Source organism: Microcoleus vaginatus FACHB-2002 (assembly GCF_040004035.1).
In the GTDB taxonomy this organism is placed as follows: domain Bacteria; phylum Cyanobacteriota; class Cyanobacteriia; order Cyanobacteriales; family Microcoleaceae; genus Microcoleus; species Microcoleus vaginatus_C.
In genome coordinates, this window is the sequence record NZ_JAMPLN010000018.1 from 105,777 (window position 1) to 121,861 (window position 16,085).

Here is a 16,085-nt window from a genome sequence, read left to right on the forward strand (position 1 = left end):
TTATTTACATCTTATCGATCAAAATTCAACAGCCAAAAGCCTGTATAAGTCATGCCACTATCATCGGGCTGGACTAACAAAAAATGTAATCCTTTACTTAATTGCTTACGCTGTTGGTAAATTTGGGCCGCGGCTTTCACCTCGCTATCTTCAAAAGTAGCCACAACCCACCTATCTACTAACCCAGCTTCCAATATCAATCCGTCTGGTTCTCCAGCAATATAATTCAAAGCGAAAGGTTTGGCATCCTGAAGCCATCTAGCCAACCGCATAGACTGGCGTCCGCCGTCAATTACAACTCCCGGTACGGGTACTGTTGAGGCCAAGCCCAAATTCAGCGGTAACAGAAATTCTGGCATTTCCAAAATTGGCAGGGGGCGCCCTTGGAAAGCATCTTCAATGTCGCCGGCGGGTAGGGAAGCAAAACGCCAGCCATCGCCCCAGAGGTTTTCGGGTAAAGGCACGGGCGGCGGCGAGTCGAGGGCGATCGGACTGTAAGCTTCCCCTGTATAATTAGGCATACTCGAATATTCCTTTGCGCGTTGTTGCAGCAGCAATTTCAGAGCCGCAGTGCGCCGAGTCGCTTCTACCTTGACACCCAAAACTTTGCCCGCCGCTTCGATTAAGCCCAGAGACTGAGGTCTAAATACTTGAATCAATTCGGGCAAATTTTGGGTTTGAGCCTGCTGCTGCAACTGCGAAGCTAGCCAATTAGAATTTGCGTCCCCTTGGCGGCAAACAGCGCTAAATTGAAAACTGCCTTCGGAGTCGCAAATTAAGAGTTCCCACAGTGGTTTGCCAGTTTCGTCTTGCAGAGGACGGCGGTAAAAATCGGCTTGCCAAATACTCATAAATAATTAAAATATAAAATATACAACTCGATCATTTTAATATAGTTTGGCGCACTGCGATACAATACCGAACTATGAAAAAAGAACTTCGAGCGATATATTCTCAGTTCATAGTTGAGTTTTATTGGCATATCTAACACCAGTTAAAAAAAACTGCAACTGTAAGCCAGTGAGCCCAACCGTGGTAGTAATCACTAATTCCCAATTCCCCATTCTAAAATCTAAAATCTAAAATCTAAAATCGAATAACTGCTCCCTTAGCCCTTTTCCCTTAGCAATTAGCCATGCCCAAATTTATTTAAGATGGCGAACCAAATACATATCCAATTCGCCCTTATTTTTAGCATAAATTTTTCCTCGGTATTCGCATTCAAAAAAATCTCTAACTAATTCAAAGGTTGCATGAGAGATATTGATATTTCCAGGTACGCCCGAAGATTCCATCCGAGATGCAGTATTAACTGTATCTCCCCAGACATCATAGGAAAACTTTTTATGGCCAATTACCCCAGCAAGTATTGGACCTGAATGAATGCCAATACGGATATCCCAATAAGGGATATTTTGTTGAGCTTTCTGTATTTTTCGCAAATCCATGAACTGTCGAATTTCTAGGGCAGCAAGTACAGCGTCAAAGGCGTGTGTTGGGCGAGGGGTAGGAATTCCCGCCGCGCACATATAGCTGTCGCCAATAGTTTTCAATTTTTCCATAGAGTATTTATCCATCACGCGATCGAAATAAGAAAAACAATAGTCTAGTTCGTCAACTAACTCTCGCGGCGTCATTTTTTCAGATAACTGAGTAAAGCCTTTAAAGTCAGTAAATAAAACCGATACGCTATCATAATAAAGTGGTTCCACTTTGCCGTTATTTTTGAGTTCCTCGGCAATTTCAACCGGCAGCACGTTCAACAGTAGCTGATCAGATTTGTGCTTTTCGGCATCGAGCTCGGAATACAGGCTATTTATCTCTTTAAAGCGTTCAGCATTGCGGATGGCTGAAGATAGTTGCAAAGCCAAAAGATAGCCAATCCGCAAGTCTTCTTGAGTGTAAGCTCTCGACTTGGTTGTGGCAAAATTAATGGTTCCTAAAACCTTACCTTCGCTTTCCAAAGGAAGGATAATTTGCGAAGCGTAGGGAGATAAAATAGCAGTAGCACCCGCTTCTTGAATTAATTGAGGTTGACGTGTTGTGAAAGCCTTGTGAATAGGGCCGCCCTCTGGGAGGGCTGCAATATCTACAGGGATATGCCGGCCAAATAAGGTCATGCAAGCGTTAGTGCTGTGCAGGCAAACGCTACAGTGTTCAAAGTCTAGCAACCATTTGGCTTGCTTGCCTAGTACCCGCAAAATCTGGTTGAGATCGAGGGTGCGGTTAATGGCAGTGGCAACTTCGTTGACAGCGGAAATGCGGATGGAAAGCGCTTGAGCTTCTGCTAACAAACGGCGGGCTGTTAACAGAAGTTCTTCTCGATCTTGATCTTCTAGCCGATCGCCCATAATATGGGTATACAATATAGATTACAAAGCATCTATTTCGAGGGCTATTGCATCAGTATATCGGTTGACAAAGCTAAACAAGTCTGCTGTCGCAATAATCTCAAATATTTCTGAATCATCAAGTCCTAAATCCCGCAGGTTTTGGTAATCAGTCTCTGTCATTTCCAGGGGTTTTGTAGCAGCCAGCAAGCCAAAGGTAATTACGGCTTTATCACGTTTTGGCAAAGGGCAGTTGGCAAAGTCAGAAACTAGGGTTCGCAGTAGTTCTTCGCTCATCCCCAAGGCTGACAATCCGTGCAGGTGAACTTGGAGAGCGTACTCGCTATTATTTGATTGGGAAATAGCGACGCCGACCATTTCTTTAAGCGTGCGGGGTAAGTCTCCTTGCAGGATTGTTCCCCGGAATTTTTTCCAATTTGCTTCTAATATGTCAGGGTTGATTGCCATTGACTTGAACAGGTTGGGGACGATGCCAAACCCCAAGTCTGTCAAAATTTCTTCGTACACTGCTTTGGCTTTAGGATCTGTAAGTTGCTCGTATTCTATAAGTGGAAAGTGTGTCATTGGTGTGTTGAATTTTACGGCAATTAATTGGGGGAGAATTTACGTTTTTGTTATGTAACGCCACTCGAAGGGCGACCTTACGAGCTATTTTGGCTTTAGTCGGATTGATAATAAAATGCACCGCTGTCAACAAACCGCGAATCATGAAAATGAGCTAGCAACAAATCTGATTCTTGAGGCTGGATTAAACCTGTAATTATAGCAGTAACAGGAGCCCAGAAAATTCTGTTGCGATCGGGTTTTACGACTAATTTTAGATTTTTCCAATGGTTGTTGTCAAGTATCGGCAATTCATCTGGCACGACGGCGTGAAATCTTACCACAACTATTGAATTAGAGATTGCTGTTCCGTTCGCTAAATTGTAGGCAAAAAACACTGTTCGATCGAACTCCACAAATGGCCACAATCTTCTACTCCGGCAGGCGCACAGGGGAAGAAATAAAACGCTGTGCGATCGAGTTTATTGAATTAATCAGAAGCTCGATCGACAACCCATGCCCCAGATAAGCTAGGCTAACGCCTGCGACTGGAGTTATCATGGGTAAACTGTAAACTTCTATCATTGTCGCTGCATTTGCTATGAACCCTGCCCTGACTCAATTTGGCGCTCAGATGTCCCACCTCACGGGAGTTCGGGCAATTATGAAAGATATTATTGAAACACTCCGAGCCGGCAGCGGGCAGGAGTTTATCAATTTGAGCGCCGGAAACCCGGTGATTTTGCCGGAAGTCGAGCAGTTGTGGCGCGACTGCACTGCGGAACTTTTGGCCAGCCCGGAATACGGTGAGGTGGTTTGTCGCTACGGTTCCAGTCAAGGTTATCAGCCGTTTATCAATGCGGTATTGGCGGATTTCAACCAGCGTTACGGACTGAATTTGACCGATCGCAATATTCTAATTACTCCCGGAAGTCAATCGATTTACTTCTACGCAGCCAACGCTTTCGGCGGCTACACTACCAGCAAACAGCTTAAAAATATTGTTTTACCGCTGAGCCCAGACTACACGGGTTACGGCGGCGTTAGCTTGATTCCCGAAGCGGTAGTCGCCTGCAAACCCACCCTCGATATTGATGCAGCCGCCCACAGGTTCAAATACCGCCCGGATTTCAGCCAATTGTCGATCGACCAAAGCACCGGTTGCGTCATTTTTTCCCGTCCCTGCAACCCCACCGGCAACGTTCTCACCGACGACGAAGTTAAGAAAATTGCCGATTTAGCGGCCGCTTTCGAGGTGCCGGTGTTGGTTGATTCCGCCTACGGCCCTCCCTTCCCGTCCTTGAATTTTACCGAAATGACGCCGATTTTTGGCGGCAATATCGTGCACTGTATGAGTTTGTCGAAAGCCGGATTACCGGGTGAAAGAATCGGAATTGCGATCGGCGATGAAAAAATCATTCAAATATTAGAATGTTTTCAGACCAATATGTGCATTCATTCGCCGAGATACGGACAGGCGATCGCAACTCGTGCCATTACGTCCGGCGCTCTTGCCGATATTTCCATCAACGTAATTCGCCCGTACTATCAAAGCAAATTTGCGATCGTAGAAACCACCCTAGAACAAGCAATGCCGAAGGATTTGCCGTGGTTTTTGCACCGGGGCGAAGGAGCAATTTTCGCATGGTTGTGGCTGAAAGATTTGCCAATGACTGATTGGGAACTGTATCAAGAGTTGAAAAAAGTTGGCGTAATTGTCGTGCCGGGAAGTTCTTTCTTCCCTGGTTTGCGGGAAGATTGGCAGCACAAACATGAGTGTTTACGCATCAGTTTGACTGCAACAAATGATGAGATTGAAACTGCCATGAAACGGTTGGCTCAAATGGTAGAAAAGCTTTATCAGTCTTGATTTCTTATACCAAATCCGCAGAAATCCACCTTTTTTCTGATTCGGCGGTTCAAACCGCTCTGCAAGTCAAACTTTCGTCCGCCTCCGCAGACAAGCGAGATCAAGGGGGTATTTAAGCCGGATTTGGTATGATTTCTCAGTCTCGCGTAGGTGGACTTCGTTGGTGTAGTTTGAGGTTAAAAGCGATTTCAATCGCCGACTATGATCGAGGAGTTTTTAACAATTAAACCACCCGATAAACAAAACTCAGACTTGCCCAAACATTCACATCCAAAGCCAAATCGTCCGTCGATATCCCCGCTTTCTGCACCCCCGGAATGCTAGCGGCGTGCAAATCTTCGAGCACCGCCCGCGCCACATTTAAAGGATTCAACAGCACTCGAATTGGCAGGGCAGCCCTCGTTTGCTGGATTTCGGCTTCTATTGCAGCTAGAGTTTGAGCGAAGGGACTCTCACTAAATATAATGAAAGTTTCCGCAAGTCCGATCGGCAAGGATACCGCCCACCCGCTCCCCCCAGCCGCCGGTACAATCAAATTCTCCCCCGGAGCGATCGGCCGCGACATCCCCCCCACACCGTCTTTGCCCTCAGCACCGAGCACTGACAGCCGTCCCGCGCTGCCCGAGTCAAACACCGCAAAGTAAACCGGGCGATCGCTGTCGTTATACAATCTGCACTGAATTCGGCTGCTGTTGCTCACACTTAATATATGGGCGCTGGCGGATTTCTCACTTTCCCCGCTCAACGGTTCCAGCCGATAATCACCGCCGGCCCGCACCGGCTCTCGCTGCGCCACAGCCCGCGCTTGCGGTGCGGTAGTTGCCAGAACCGCCCGCACCTTCAGGCGCGAAGACCCCTCATTGACTGTCAGCCGCAGCAACTTCCCAGCCTGCAGCGCTTTCAACTGCGGAGTCAAGCGCTGCACCGCCACCTTGACTGCTTCTCCCCCGTCGCCCTCAGTATCGGGAATCAGCATTTGAGCCAAAGAAAACAAACCGTAACGGCTTTGATACAAAGCAGGCTCGTGAGGCGAGACTGTTTCGGCTAAAGTTGTTTCCGGGACTCTGCCGAACCGACAGTCAGCCAATTGCTCGCTGCCTACCGCCGAAACTTGCGGCACAGTCGCAAAGGCGCTGGTAGCGTCCACCCGCTCGATGCGTTCCAAACCCGAGTCCAAAGCTACTGTCAAACCGATGTTTCGCGGCAATACCCGAATTTCTTCCCTCACGAGTTCGCCGACTGTTAATTGCCCGTCTGTTTGAGCAGACCCATCTAAAACTTGGGCTTTAGCAGAGAGGCCCGTGCGTCCCCGCAGCAAAAGCCTCGCGCCCTCCGAGGAATCCACAGCAAACACAGAACCCCCGGAGCACTCCAAAACCGAGGGCGACAACCCCCCCAGCCACAACTGCACAGTTTTGCCCCCATCTTCCACCGCCGTCACAGCGCCGTCAGATGCAGGGGAATTCAAGATTAAATTTGAAAAATTCACCGCCGGCGCGGCTGTTAAATCGTGATTGAGAATTTGCGGTTGCTGCGATAACCCCGCCATTTGCTCGACATTACCCGCCGCGCGACTGAAACTGACGCTGAAGCTGCTAGCGGGAGTTGCCAACCACAGAGTTTGGGTGAGGGCGTAGGTAAACAAACCTGCGGTAAATCCGCCCCACTCTTGTTCGGCGGCGAGTTGGGAATCCGCACCCGCGGCCAGTATGGTGGCCGCAGGACGGAGATTTGTGCGGGAGCGCAGGTCTTGAGCGAACGTTAATTCTGCGAGGCGAGGCTCGCCGATGGTGGGGCGGGGGCGGGAGCGAATGCGAAAGTTGCCGTTTGTGGGAAAACCCCGATAGTGGTAGCTGGTGTCGAGGATGGCGATCGCATTTTCTGGCGCGAGCGATCGCATCAACAGCAACAGCGTTTCCTCTAAAATATCGTTCACCGCTCGGTTTGCTAACAACGGCAAAACATCATCCGCCGGCACAAAACTGTTGTGCATTTTTCCGGGAGACTCGCCCAAACTTACTCGACTACCGCAGCCGCTAAAGTGAAAAACTACCACGTCACCGGGTTTTGCTTGTTCCCTCAAGTGAGTTACAAACGCCGTCTCGATATTCTCCCTGGTAGCTTGAGCGTCAGTCAAAGTCAAAATGTCCGACGGCACAAACCCAAACCGATATATCAGCAGTTCCCGCTGCAATTCCACATCCGTGACGCAGCCGTGCAGGGGCGAGTCTGGATATTTGTCAACGCCAACCAACAAAGCCAATTTCCTGGCTGTCGGCTGCGCTAAGGCTTGGAGGTAGCGATCGCTCAACGGCAGCCACAAGGCGTCGCTGATTCCGATGGCGGCCAGCACCCGGCCAGCTTGCTGTAAAAATTCCCGCCGCTTGAGTCCCATTTTTAAATAGCTTTGAATTTTAAGTTTTGAATTTTCAGTTAAATTCCCCTCAATAATTTTAGGGGATTTAATTAAGTTGTGAGTGTTTAGTATTAATATCGCATCCGGTTGCATCGGAATGATTAAACCGCGAAGGCGCAAAGGACACGAAGGAAGAGAAAGAAGAAGGTGCAGTTCTTCCTTCGCGCTCTTCGCGTCTTCGCGGTTCATTTAATCTTACGACCTAACAGAACTCGCTCTAATACAAGTCCGAATCAAACCGAGTTGATATAAGATATTTTTTTTTAGTTTTAACTTTTGAGCTTTAAGTTTAAAACTGTAAAATTTAAACTCAAAACTCAAAATTCAAAACTCTTCAGAATGTCGCCCACACCACAGTTCAAGATTTAAATCTCGTAATTGAAAATATTCATTGCCTTGGCTAATTCTGCGGCAACTTCCGGTCGGGAAAACTGCGGCGGCGGCAATTTTCCAGCGCGCAGCATTTCCCGAACTTTGGTTCCAGACAAATGCACCCGTTGTTCGGGAGTGCTGGGACTTGTTTTAGTTGTAGCCATTTGTTCCGTCAGTGTGCAATAGAAAGCGTGCTCGAATTTCATCGGCACAATTCCCAATTCTCCCGGCTCAAATTCATCAAAAATATGTTGGGCATCGTAAGTGCCGTAATAATCGCCAACTCCAGCGTGATCGCGCCCCACGATAAAGTGAGTGCAGCCGTAGTTTTTGCGGATTAAAGCATGAAAAATTGCTTCTCGCGGCCCGGCGTAGCGCATCGCCGCCGGATTAATTGCCAAAATTACGCGATCTTTTGGATAGTATTTTTCTAGCAGAATTTCGTAGCAGCGCATCCGCACGTCAGCGGCGATGTCGTCGTCCTTAGTCGTCCCGACTAGCGGGTGCAAGAACAAGCCGTCTACTGTTTCTAAGGCGCATTTTTGGATATATTCGTGGGCCCGATGGATGGGGTTTCGGGTTTGGAAACCGACTATGGTTTTCCATCCTTTTTCTGTGAACAGCATTCTCGATTTCGCCGGGTCAATTTGGTATTGGGGAAAGCGGACATCTAGTTCGCGTTCCAGCAGCCAAATGTCGCCTGCGAGGTTAACGGGCCCGGATTTGTCTACTACTTGGACGCCCGGGTGTTTGAGGTCGTCGGTGCGGTAGACGTTGAGGGCTTCTTCTTCTTTACTGTAGTGATATTTTTCTGCAAGTTCCAAGAGCCCGACAAATTTGCCCGCCGACGAGTCTAGGCGCACTAAAGTTCCTGCTTTCAGGGGGGCGGCGACTTCTTCTGTTACCGAGAGGGTGATGGGAACCGACCACGGAAGGCCGTTGGAGAGGCGCATTTGTTTAACGACCGATCGATAATCAGCTTCGTTCATGAACCCTTTGAGGGGACTCAGGGCGCCGATGGCGATCATTTGCAGGTCAGAGATCGATCGATCCGAAAGCTGGACTCGCGGCAAGACTTCTGCTTTGTCGAAAAATTCTTGTCTTTGGTCTAGTGTGGCAATGCGGTTGACCAGGGTGCCGCCGTGAGGGGCAATGCGGTCTGAATGCTGGCTCATGTCGATTTGAAGTTGTGGGTTTTAGCTGCCAGAGTACATAGTATCAAGCGGTGGCTGCAATTCTACATTTTTTAATTGTTCTGGACTTGTGCAGAAGGCTGCTTTTGTGGCGCTGTAATTCTTTAACTGTCAACTCGCGCACTCAAAACTCTAAATTTTCCCCTCAAGTCTGGACTTGAAATTCTTCGGGATCTATTCCCCAATTTACCGGAAAACTGGGTTTAAAGCCCCGTCCTTCTAGGACGGCTTTTCCTCTTTAAGTTTATCAATCCAGTCCTCTACAAGTTGGGTCATTGTTTTTTCTTTCTGTTTGGCAATTCTCCGCAACTTCTCTAGCCGACTCACGACAATGCGAATACTTAATCTTTCTCTGACCATTTGGCTACCCAATTGCTACCTATTATGTTATCATACTTAGCATGAAAACATTGAAGTTCAAGCTATATCAAAGCAACCAAAATAAACACCTCAAGCGAAGTATCAATGCTGCCGGGGTGATTTATAACCATTGCATTGCACTTCACAAACGGTACTACCGGATGTGGGGTAAGCACTTGAATTGCAGCAAACTTCAAAGTCATATCGCCAAACTCAGAAAGCGTAAAGCATTCTGGCAACAGGTTGGATCTCAGGCTGTACAGGATATCTGTCAACGCATTGAAAAAGCCTATCAACTGTTCTTTAAGCATCACAAGAAAGGAGTTAGACCGCCCGGATTCAAGAAAGTTCGCAGATACAAATCGTTCACTCTCAAGCAAGCTGGCTACCAATTCTTAGGCGGCAATCGAATTAAGATTGGAAATCGCGTTTATCAGTATTGGAATTCCAGAGAGATAGAAGGGAAGATTAAGACGTTAACCATTAAACGCACGACCTTAGGAGAGTTGTTCATGGTTGTGGTCGTTGACAGCGTTGAAGAGCCTGAAACCAAAGTCGAGACGAGTAGAATCGCGGGCTTTGATTTCGGCTTGAAAACGTTTCTCACCTGCTCAGATGGAACAAAAATCGAATCACCGCAATTTCTGAAACAGTCCCTCAACGCTATTAAGAAAGCAAATCGTCAGCATTCCAAAAAACGGAAAGGCTCAGCGAACCGAGAAAGAGCAAGACTTAATCTAGTTCGCAAACACTCCTGACGTAGTGAATCGTCGCTCTGATTGGTTCTGGAAATTGGCTCACGAACTAACTGATAAGTTCGACGTGCTGTGCTTTGAGACGTTGAATCTAAAAGGAATGCAACGACTTTGGGGACGTAAAATCTCAGACCTTGCATTCGGCGAATTTCTCGAAATTCTCCAATGGGTTGCCAAAAAGAAAGGAAAAGAAGTAGTTTTCATTGACCGTTGGTATCCATCTAGTAAGACTTGCTCGCATTGTGGACACGTTCTGAAAGAGTTGGATTTGTCAGTTCGTGAATGGCGCTGTCCGTCCTGTCAAAAGGTGAATGACAGAGACGAGAACGCCGCGATAAATATTTGTGCGGTTGGGGCATCAACCGCTAAGTTAGGTGATGTTAGACAGGCTATGCCTGCAATTGCTGTCTGAGCTTAGAATCCCTTCGCCTTTAGGCAGGGGAGTATGTCAACCAGCTAATCGCTTCTTTAGCCGATCGCACTTTTGGCGGTACTCGCAAAGCATGAAGGCGTCCCGTACTCGGACAAGTCATCTTTAACAAATAAATTGGCTCTATGTCAATATTATTCTCAATTTTCAACAAAGTATATTCTTGCCAACTATCCAATTCAGTTGCTTGCAATTCTTGACAAATTCTCGGATAGCCGATCGCCTGAATCAAAACTCGCCGCACTTCGGCATTCTGTTCTGTTAACAGCCATGAAGCTTGCCAAGATTGGGGCGGAACTTGACCAATTATTTCCGGCAGTCGGACGCCACGATAAGAGTATACACTGAACTTGTCAGCAAATTCAACGGCTGGTTGACCTTCTGCGTGGAGCAAATATTCGCTATCAAAATGAAGTTGGATCGGGCGATCGCACACAAAGCACTTTTTCTCAAACGGGTAAATCCAGCCGCAGTTTTCCACCAAGGATTTAAAGGCTGAGTATAAAGGGCGATCGTACTCCAAATTTAACACGCCAATACAAAAATCCACCCAACTTCCGTGACAGGCTGACAGTTCTGAAACTATGCTGTTATTATGATAAGCTTGATCGATCAGAAACCTCTGAAATCTCCCGCCCAACTTCCTTGCTAATTTGACGTAAACTTCGTCTTTAACATGAAGGTGCAGTTGATTCATCAGTTGAGCGTACAGCGGATTATAGAGTTGGCTGTAAATTTTATTTTCCAGAGCCATGCCGAGTTGACTTCTTAATATATCGTACAATTCATTATGAATTTTGTTTCTGATTTCGCTGGCCATTCCCAGACCAGAATCCCGTATCCTTAGCGGTTCAACTGCTTGCAAAGCTATGTAAGGGCTGTCACAGAAAATAATTTCCGGTTCAGGACAGCCGATGATGTTGTAGGCGGTGTTGAGGGCCGCTGTCGCTTGCGGGCGATCGACTGGTTTTATCGAAAGTCCAATTTGTCGCCACTTCTCGCGATAGATCGGAATTAGCGCTATTTGTTCGGAAGTAATTGCGCTCATAGGTACAGCTAGATTATTTGATTTTCTGTCAAACTTTTTCGCTCTCGCATCCGGTAAAAAATCTAATTAACTTTATAGTACAGACGGGAATTTTCACTCCTAAACTATTGTATTATAGCCGTTAAATTATTTGTATGAATTAACAATTGTTTGCAAAACACCTAAAATCATAGGAACATTATCAACACAATAAACATCAGCATCAATAATTAAATTATTTCCATCTAATTTAAGAAACCGCCAGACAACGCCAGTAGTTACGCAGCCATATACTGCAGGTATGGAATTGTGTTCGCGTTCGTTAAATAGCTGAGCCGCTACCATTTGTGCTGCACACTGCGGCAGACAAGATTCTATTTCTGGGCCTTTCGTTTCTCTCAATGCAAAAACCGGAACTTTAATTTTAAAATCAAACGGCACGGAAGACAATAGAAAGTCGCATTCCCCATTCAATCCCTGCTCAACATCTACATCAAACGACCAACCAGAAAAAATAGAAAATTGTCTGTTGTTCCTTTCTCTAAATTCTAACAGAAGAGGAGAAATAATCCGTTCCGAACGTTCTTTGGCAGTTGTAACAGCAGTGTGAGAACTAATTTCGAGGGTTCTCCAAAACCATTCGGAGGGTTCTACAGGAACAACCTTGGCACTCCAAATAGGACTGAGTGACGGTTCCAATCCAAATCGCTCTTTTAATTGTTGGAAAGTAAAGGATTTGTAAGACATATTTCTATAATCAGTCGGTGAAAATAAAGATTACTTCGAGATAGAAAGCGAGTTGAGAAATCCTAAATACGATTGTATAAAAACTTCCCCCAAAGAAACCTGGTTTCTGCGAAAAATCTTGGTTTGGTAGCGAAGTCTCTAGGAAGAAACCCGGTTCTCACCGCGTAAGTCCTAATATAGCAACCCTTGCAGAAGTGGTAAACCTCTCTTTTCTTCCTTCTTTCCTCTTCTTTCTCTCGCCCGATCACTCAATCCTTCTGCCCTCTTTATTGTTTCTTTTTTTTCTATCCGTTACATCCGTTACATAATCCGTTGCCGAACTTCCCTCTTCCTTCTAAACATTTAACCACTCAAGGAGTACCCTGGGCGCCGGCAACAAAATCATTAACAAAAGCCCGATCGCCATTAACCCCAAAAAATCCCGCCGATTATCCAATTCACTGACATCATTCAACGCCGGTTCGTCGTTTAGTGGCGTGAAAAACAAAATAATCGCCCACAGCAGCAAACCCTGTTCCAAAAAAGAAAGCAGCAGCATACAAAGTCTAGCAACTTGCCCGATCGCCATACTCGCTCGCTGGCCGAACATCGCGTGCACTATGTGTCCGCCGTCGAGTTGTCCCACCGGCATCAAATTAAACGCCGTCACGATCAAACCCAAATAACCCGCCACCGCTACCGGATGCAAATTGATCGCAGTTTCCGCATTGAAAGCACCACCCAAGGTTAACTTGCTCAAGAGAGTCATCAGCAGCGAAAAATTGGGTTTAAAAGACTCAAAATTTAACATTCCCGACTTTTCAGACAGCGGTACAATAGTCGAATTATTCAAACCCCAAATCAATAATGGCACTGCCGCAACTAAACCGGCAAGGGGCCCGGCAATACTAACATCAAATAAAGCTCGGCGGTTGGGAATGGGGCTCCGTATTTGAATGAAAGCGCCAAAAGTTCCTAAGAAAAAAGGAATCGGAATAAAATAAGGCAAAGTCGTGCGAATTTTGTAAAATCGGGCTGCTAAATAGTGGCCGGATTCGTGAATCCCCAAAAATGTAATTAGAGCCAGCGAGTAAGGCAAACCCTGCAGCAACATTGATGAGTTGGATTGCAAAGCTTGTTGAGTAACTCCGGCCAGTCGCGCGCCGACAAGCGTAGTCGTAAACACCGTGATCAGCAGCAAAGCTAACGCGAAAAATGGCCGGGTTACAGATTCGGTTTGGACAGGAGTTTCCCCTGATTGGTGGCTGGGATTGGGAACTATAGCAAAAAAAGGTTGACCGCTCAAGCTGTTTTGAAATACTACTAAAAAGCGATCGCCAAAAAGCCTCTCCACATTCTCCCGAATTGCCTGATAAGCCGCCTCTGGGTTCGTCCGCAACTGTCCGCGACAAATTACAGCCTGTGGCCGAAATTCCAAATCTCGCAAAAAGTAAATTGACCAAGGAAAACAATCGCGTAAACTCGCTTCTTCTTCTTGATTGATCGGGCGCACAGGCGGTTTTGGCTTTACGGGTTCAGTCGCAGAGTCTGCTAGCTGCTCAGCAGTTTCGGCGGTAATTTTCTTGCGCCCCAACTGTACCAAAAACCAATACAAAAAAGGGCAAACCAGAAAAGGTATAATTACCAACTCCGGCGGTACAGTTTTGCTGGTACCGTAAACTAAAATCCAACCACTCCAAATCAGCGCGGGCGCCATCATTACCAGCCACAGCAGCCATATCGGAGTCCGGGTGATGCGGCTGGTGCCGTTCTGCAACAAGTAGTACGATATCAGCCCCAATACGAACAACCATAGTAAAAAGAACATAATATTTATCCCATTCCCTTCTGAAATACTTCCTTGAAACAACAGAGTTTAGTCTCCAAACAACCCAGGCCCGTACTCGACAATATCCTTGCTTTCCCGCCTAACCGGGAAACTCTGGGTGCAACAGCCTATTTCATTGTAGAAAACCAAACTAACATCCTGGTGGATTGTCCCGCTTGGGATGAGATTAACCAAACATTTTTGCGGGAACACGGCGGCGTGCGACTGCTGTTTCTCACCCACCGTGGCGCTATCGCCAAGGCGCGGGAGATTCAGGAAGCCACGGGGTGCGAGATCCTGATTCAAGAGCAGGAAGCTTATTTACTGCCGGGTTTGAAGGTGACGGTTTTTGAGCGAGAATTTGTTGTGAGCGATCGAATCAAAGCATTTTGGACTCCTGGCCATTCTCCTGGTTCCTCTTGCCTTTATCATAGTGGCAGCGGTGGAGTGCTGTTTTCGGGTAGGCACTTGCTCCCCAACCGAGAAGCCGCCCCAGTACCGCTGTGGACGCCAAAAACTTTTCACTGGCCCCGGCAAATTAACAGCGTCAAGTCAATTATCGATCGATTTTCGCCAGAAACTTTACAGTATATTTGTCCCGGTGCAAATACTGGTTTTTTGCGGGGAAAAGGAGCGATTGATCGAGCTTTTGAGAAATTAGCCACTCTAGATTTAGCTGTTTGTTTGCAGTCAAAACCTGAACCTTAAATGTATGCGGTCACATCAAAAAATGATCTGACGGGCTAATTATAGCCGTAAGGTGCGCCCTTACGCACCCTACATTATTCTTCAGTCTCTTAGATAGAGAGGAAGTTCGTTGGTGAAGTAGCGGTCTCAACCGCCGATTCTTACCGTGGAAAAAACTGTGGAAAAAACCGAAAAACAAAAAATGCTCGCCGGCGAATTGTATTTAGCTGCCGACGAACAATTGATTTTAGATCGCCAGCGAGCCCGTCGCCTCGCCAGAACCTACAATTCTACCCGCGAAGACGAACCAGACAAACGGTTAGAAATTCTCGCAGAATGGTTCGGTGCAGTTGGCCCAAAAGTTGAAATCGAGCCACCTTTCTACTGCGACTACGGCAGTAATATTTATGCGGGAAACGGATTGTACATGAATTTTGGCTGCGTGATTCTCGACTGCAATCGAGTTAACATTGGCGAAAATTTACTGTGCGGGCCCAACGTACAAATTTACACCGCTCTTCACCCCACAGACCCGGAAATGAGGCTTTCTGGCCTAGAACTCGCCGCTGAAATTAATATTGGCAATAATGTTTGGATTGGCGGCGGCAGTATTATTTGTCCAGGCGTCACTATTGGCGACAATAGCACGATCGGCGCAGGCAGTGTTGTTGTCAAAGATATTCCCGCAAACGTCGTGGCGGCGGGGAATCCTAGCCGAATCATCCGGCATCTACCTTGATGTGGTACGATCGACACAATCGTGCGATCGGCTCCTTGGAGCTTAACCCAAAAATTTTAGGTGTTAGAACAGCCGGTTTGATATTTTTCCCGTAAAATCCCCGAAAAAAACGCTGGAAAAAATCTAAAATCTAAAATCTAAAATCTAAAATCGCTTAATATCAAATCCGTTAGCATCGGAATAGTAAATTCGAGTTGACGGTTGACAGTCAACAGTCAACAGTCAACAGTCAACAGTCAACATCATTCCGGTGTTACCGGAAATGATATAATTTCTCGTTCCCGGTTTCCACACTACCAAGCTTTTTTTATGACGACTGCAACAGTTTATCCCAACGCTCCCGATCTCTGCACCGACGACTACATAGCAGTCGGTGTAGCTACCTGCTTCATCAAAGAAGAAGGCGAAGTTTTTGAAGTGCAAGTAATCGAAGCTATTCCCTCAGCAGCTTTGGAAGCAATTTTGAAGGGAATTCCCACATCTTATTTAATGATTTGCGGGACGACTTTGGGAGCAGTGCTCGACGGCGACACACCCAAAATGTTGCCAGAATTCCCGACATCAGCTCAGTTTAGCGAAGAATTTGCCTTTCGGGCGATCGCTGCTGCCCGCACTTACAAAATCCGCCCCCAAGCTCAACTTCACATTCCCTTGGGAACAGTTCGCAACGACTTTACTTATTCCTTAGAACGTAAAAGGGTGCTCAACTCCGAGCGCGTCATTCGCACTGAAGACAATGTGAAACAGCACGAACACACTCACAAGGTTCTTTAAACACATCCCGCAAC

At 46.8% G+C, this 16,085-nt stretch carries 16 protein-coding genes; 6 read left to right on the forward strand and 10 right to left on the reverse strand.

Going from position 1 to position 16,085, the window contains the following annotated elements; translation table 11 throughout:
- Positions 1–11: 11 nt before the first annotated feature.
- From NDI35_RS16830 to NDI35_RS16850, 5 genes are all read right to left on the reverse strand, one after another.
- Positions 12–851: a Tab2/Atab2 family RNA-binding protein gene (locus tag NDI35_RS16830; protein ID WP_445313740.1), complete on the reverse strand. Its 840-nt coding sequence runs from the start codon at positions 849–851 to the stop codon at positions 12–14.
- 294 nt (positions 852–1,145) lie between these two features.
- Complete coding sequence (locus NDI35_RS16835) at positions 1,146–2,351, reverse strand: adenylate/guanylate cyclase domain-containing protein (protein WP_445313741.1); 1,206 nt, start codon at positions 2,349–2,351, stop codon at positions 1,146–1,148.
- A gap of 21 nt (positions 2,352–2,372) precedes the next feature.
- On the reverse strand, positions 2,373–2,915 hold the full coding sequence (locus NDI35_RS16840) for a carboxymuconolactone decarboxylase family protein (RefSeq protein WP_333076808.1): 543 nt from the start codon (positions 2,913–2,915) through the stop codon (positions 2,373–2,375).
- A 95-nt stretch (positions 2,916–3,010) separates the two neighbouring features.
- Entirely contained in the window at positions 3,011–3,238 is a 228-nt protein-coding gene (locus NDI35_RS16845; RefSeq protein ID WP_445313742.1) for a hypothetical protein, read from the reverse strand.
- Between the two features lie 88 nt (positions 3,239–3,326).
- Positions 3,327–3,479, reverse strand: a complete 153-nt coding sequence (locus NDI35_RS16850) for a hypothetical protein (protein ID WP_445313743.1) — start codon at positions 3,477–3,479, stop codon at positions 3,327–3,329.
- A gap of 16 nt (positions 3,480–3,495) precedes the next feature.
- On the opposite strand from NDI35_RS16850, the gene NDI35_RS16855 reads away from it, so the two are divergent.
- Complete coding sequence (locus NDI35_RS16855; protein ID WP_445313744.1) at positions 3,496–4,764, forward strand: valine--pyruvate transaminase; 1,269 nt, start codon at positions 3,496–3,498, stop codon at positions 4,762–4,764.
- A 223-nt stretch (positions 4,765–4,987) separates the two neighbouring features.
- Here the strand turns inward: NDI35_RS16855 and NDI35_RS16860 are convergent, their stop codons facing one another.
- Entirely contained in the window at positions 4,988–7,369 is a 2,382-nt protein-coding gene (locus tag NDI35_RS16860; protein WP_445313745.1) for a caspase family protein, read from the reverse strand.
- 176 nt (positions 7,370–7,545) lie between these two features.
- A complete protein-coding gene (gene sat / locus NDI35_RS16865) occupies positions 7,546–8,727 on the reverse strand; it encodes a sulfate adenylyltransferase (protein WP_445313746.1) in 1,182 nt (393 codons plus the stop codon).
- A gap of 419 nt (positions 8,728–9,146) precedes the next feature.
- On the opposite strand from sat, the gene NDI35_RS16870 reads away from it, so the two are divergent.
- Both NDI35_RS16870 and NDI35_RS16875 read left to right on the forward strand, forming a co-directional pair.
- Positions 9,147–9,863, forward strand: coding sequence for an RNA-guided endonuclease InsQ/TnpB family protein (locus NDI35_RS16870; protein ID WP_445313747.1), 717 nt, complete (start codon positions 9,147–9,149; stop codon positions 9,861–9,863).
- Positions 9,864–9,867: 4 nt separating this feature from the next.
- A complete protein-coding gene (locus NDI35_RS16875; protein WP_445313748.1) occupies positions 9,868–10,272 on the forward strand; it encodes an RNA-guided endonuclease InsQ/TnpB family protein in 405 nt (134 codons plus the stop codon).
- A 19-nt stretch (positions 10,273–10,291) separates the two neighbouring features.
- On the opposite strand, the gene NDI35_RS16880 is transcribed toward NDI35_RS16875, so the two are convergent.
- The 3 genes from NDI35_RS16880 to NDI35_RS16890 form a co-directional block, all read right to left on the reverse strand.
- The gene (locus tag NDI35_RS16880) at positions 10,292–11,338 is read right to left on the reverse strand and encodes a DUF6745 domain-containing protein (RefSeq protein WP_445313749.1); all 1,047 of its coding nucleotides are present in this window, start codon (positions 11,336–11,338) and stop codon (positions 10,292–10,294) included.
- Positions 11,339–11,464: 126 nt separating this feature from the next.
- Positions 11,465–12,064 carry a hypothetical protein gene (locus NDI35_RS16885; protein ID WP_445313750.1) on the reverse strand — a complete coding sequence of 200 codons (600 nt, stop codon included), beginning with the start codon at positions 12,062–12,064 and terminating at the stop codon, positions 11,465–11,467.
- A 334-nt stretch (positions 12,065–12,398) separates the two neighbouring features.
- Entirely contained in the window at positions 12,399–13,871 is a 1,473-nt protein-coding gene (locus tag NDI35_RS16890; protein WP_445313751.1) for a site-2 protease family protein, read from the reverse strand.
- 33 nt (positions 13,872–13,904) lie between these two features.
- Between NDI35_RS16890 and NDI35_RS16895 the strand changes: the two genes are divergently transcribed.
- The 3 genes from NDI35_RS16895 (at position 13,905) to NDI35_RS16905 (ending at position 16,071) form a co-directional block, all read left to right on the forward strand.
- Positions 13,905–14,579: an MBL fold metallo-hydrolase gene (locus NDI35_RS16895; protein WP_445313752.1), complete on the forward strand. Its 675-nt coding sequence runs from the start codon at positions 13,905–13,907 to the stop codon at positions 14,577–14,579.
- Positions 14,580–14,736: 157 nt separating this feature from the next.
- Positions 14,737–15,297 (forward strand): sugar O-acetyltransferase, encoded by a 561-nt coding sequence (locus NDI35_RS16900; protein ID WP_445313753.1) that lies wholly within the window; start codon positions 14,737–14,739, stop codon positions 15,295–15,297.
- Between the two features lie 309 nt (positions 15,298–15,606).
- Complete coding sequence (locus tag NDI35_RS16905) at positions 15,607–16,071, forward strand: hypothetical protein (protein ID WP_445313754.1); 465 nt, start codon at positions 15,607–15,609, stop codon at positions 16,069–16,071.
- The last annotated feature ends 14 nt before the right edge of the window (positions 16,072–16,085 follow it).

Coding starts and splice junctions, on each gene's coding strand:
- NDI35_RS16830 (WP_445313740.1), bottom strand. CDS start 851: ATGAGTATTTGGCAAGCCGATTTTTACCGCCGTCCTCTGCAAGACGAA.
- NDI35_RS16835 (WP_445313741.1), bottom strand. CDS start 2,351: ATGGGCGATCGGCTAGAAGATCAAGATCGAGAAGAACTTCTGTTAACA.
- NDI35_RS16840 (WP_333076808.1), bottom strand. CDS start 2,915: ATGACACACTTTCCACTTATAGAATACGAGCAACTTACAGATCCTAAA.
- NDI35_RS16850 (WP_445313743.1), bottom strand. CDS start 3,479: ATGATAGAAGTTTACAGTTTACCCATGATAACTCCAGTCGCAGGCGTT.
- NDI35_RS16855 (WP_445313744.1), top strand. CDS start 3,496: ATGAACCCTGCCCTGACTCAATTTGGCGCTCAGATGTCCCACCTCACG.
- NDI35_RS16860 (WP_445313745.1), bottom strand. CDS start 7,369: ATGAACCGCGAAGACGCGAAGAGCGCGAAGGAAGAACTGCACCTTCTT.
- sat (WP_445313746.1), bottom strand. CDS start 8,727: ATGAGCCAGCATTCAGACCGCATTGCCCCTCACGGCGGCACCCTGGTC.
- NDI35_RS16870 (WP_445313747.1), top strand. CDS start 9,147: ATGAAAACATTGAAGTTCAAGCTATATCAAAGCAACCAAAATAAACAC.
- NDI35_RS16880 (WP_445313749.1), bottom strand. CDS start 11,338: ATGAGCGCAATTACTTCCGAACAAATAGCGCTAATTCCGATCTATCGC.
- NDI35_RS16885 (WP_445313750.1), bottom strand. CDS start 12,064: ATGTCTTACAAATCCTTTACTTTCCAACAATTAAAAGAGCGATTTGGA.
- NDI35_RS16890 (WP_445313751.1), bottom strand. CDS start 13,871: ATGTTCTTTTTACTATGGTTGTTCGTATTGGGGCTGATATCGTACTAC.
- NDI35_RS16905 (WP_445313754.1), top strand. CDS start 15,607: ATGACGACTGCAACAGTTTATCCCAACGCTCCCGATCTCTGCACCGAC.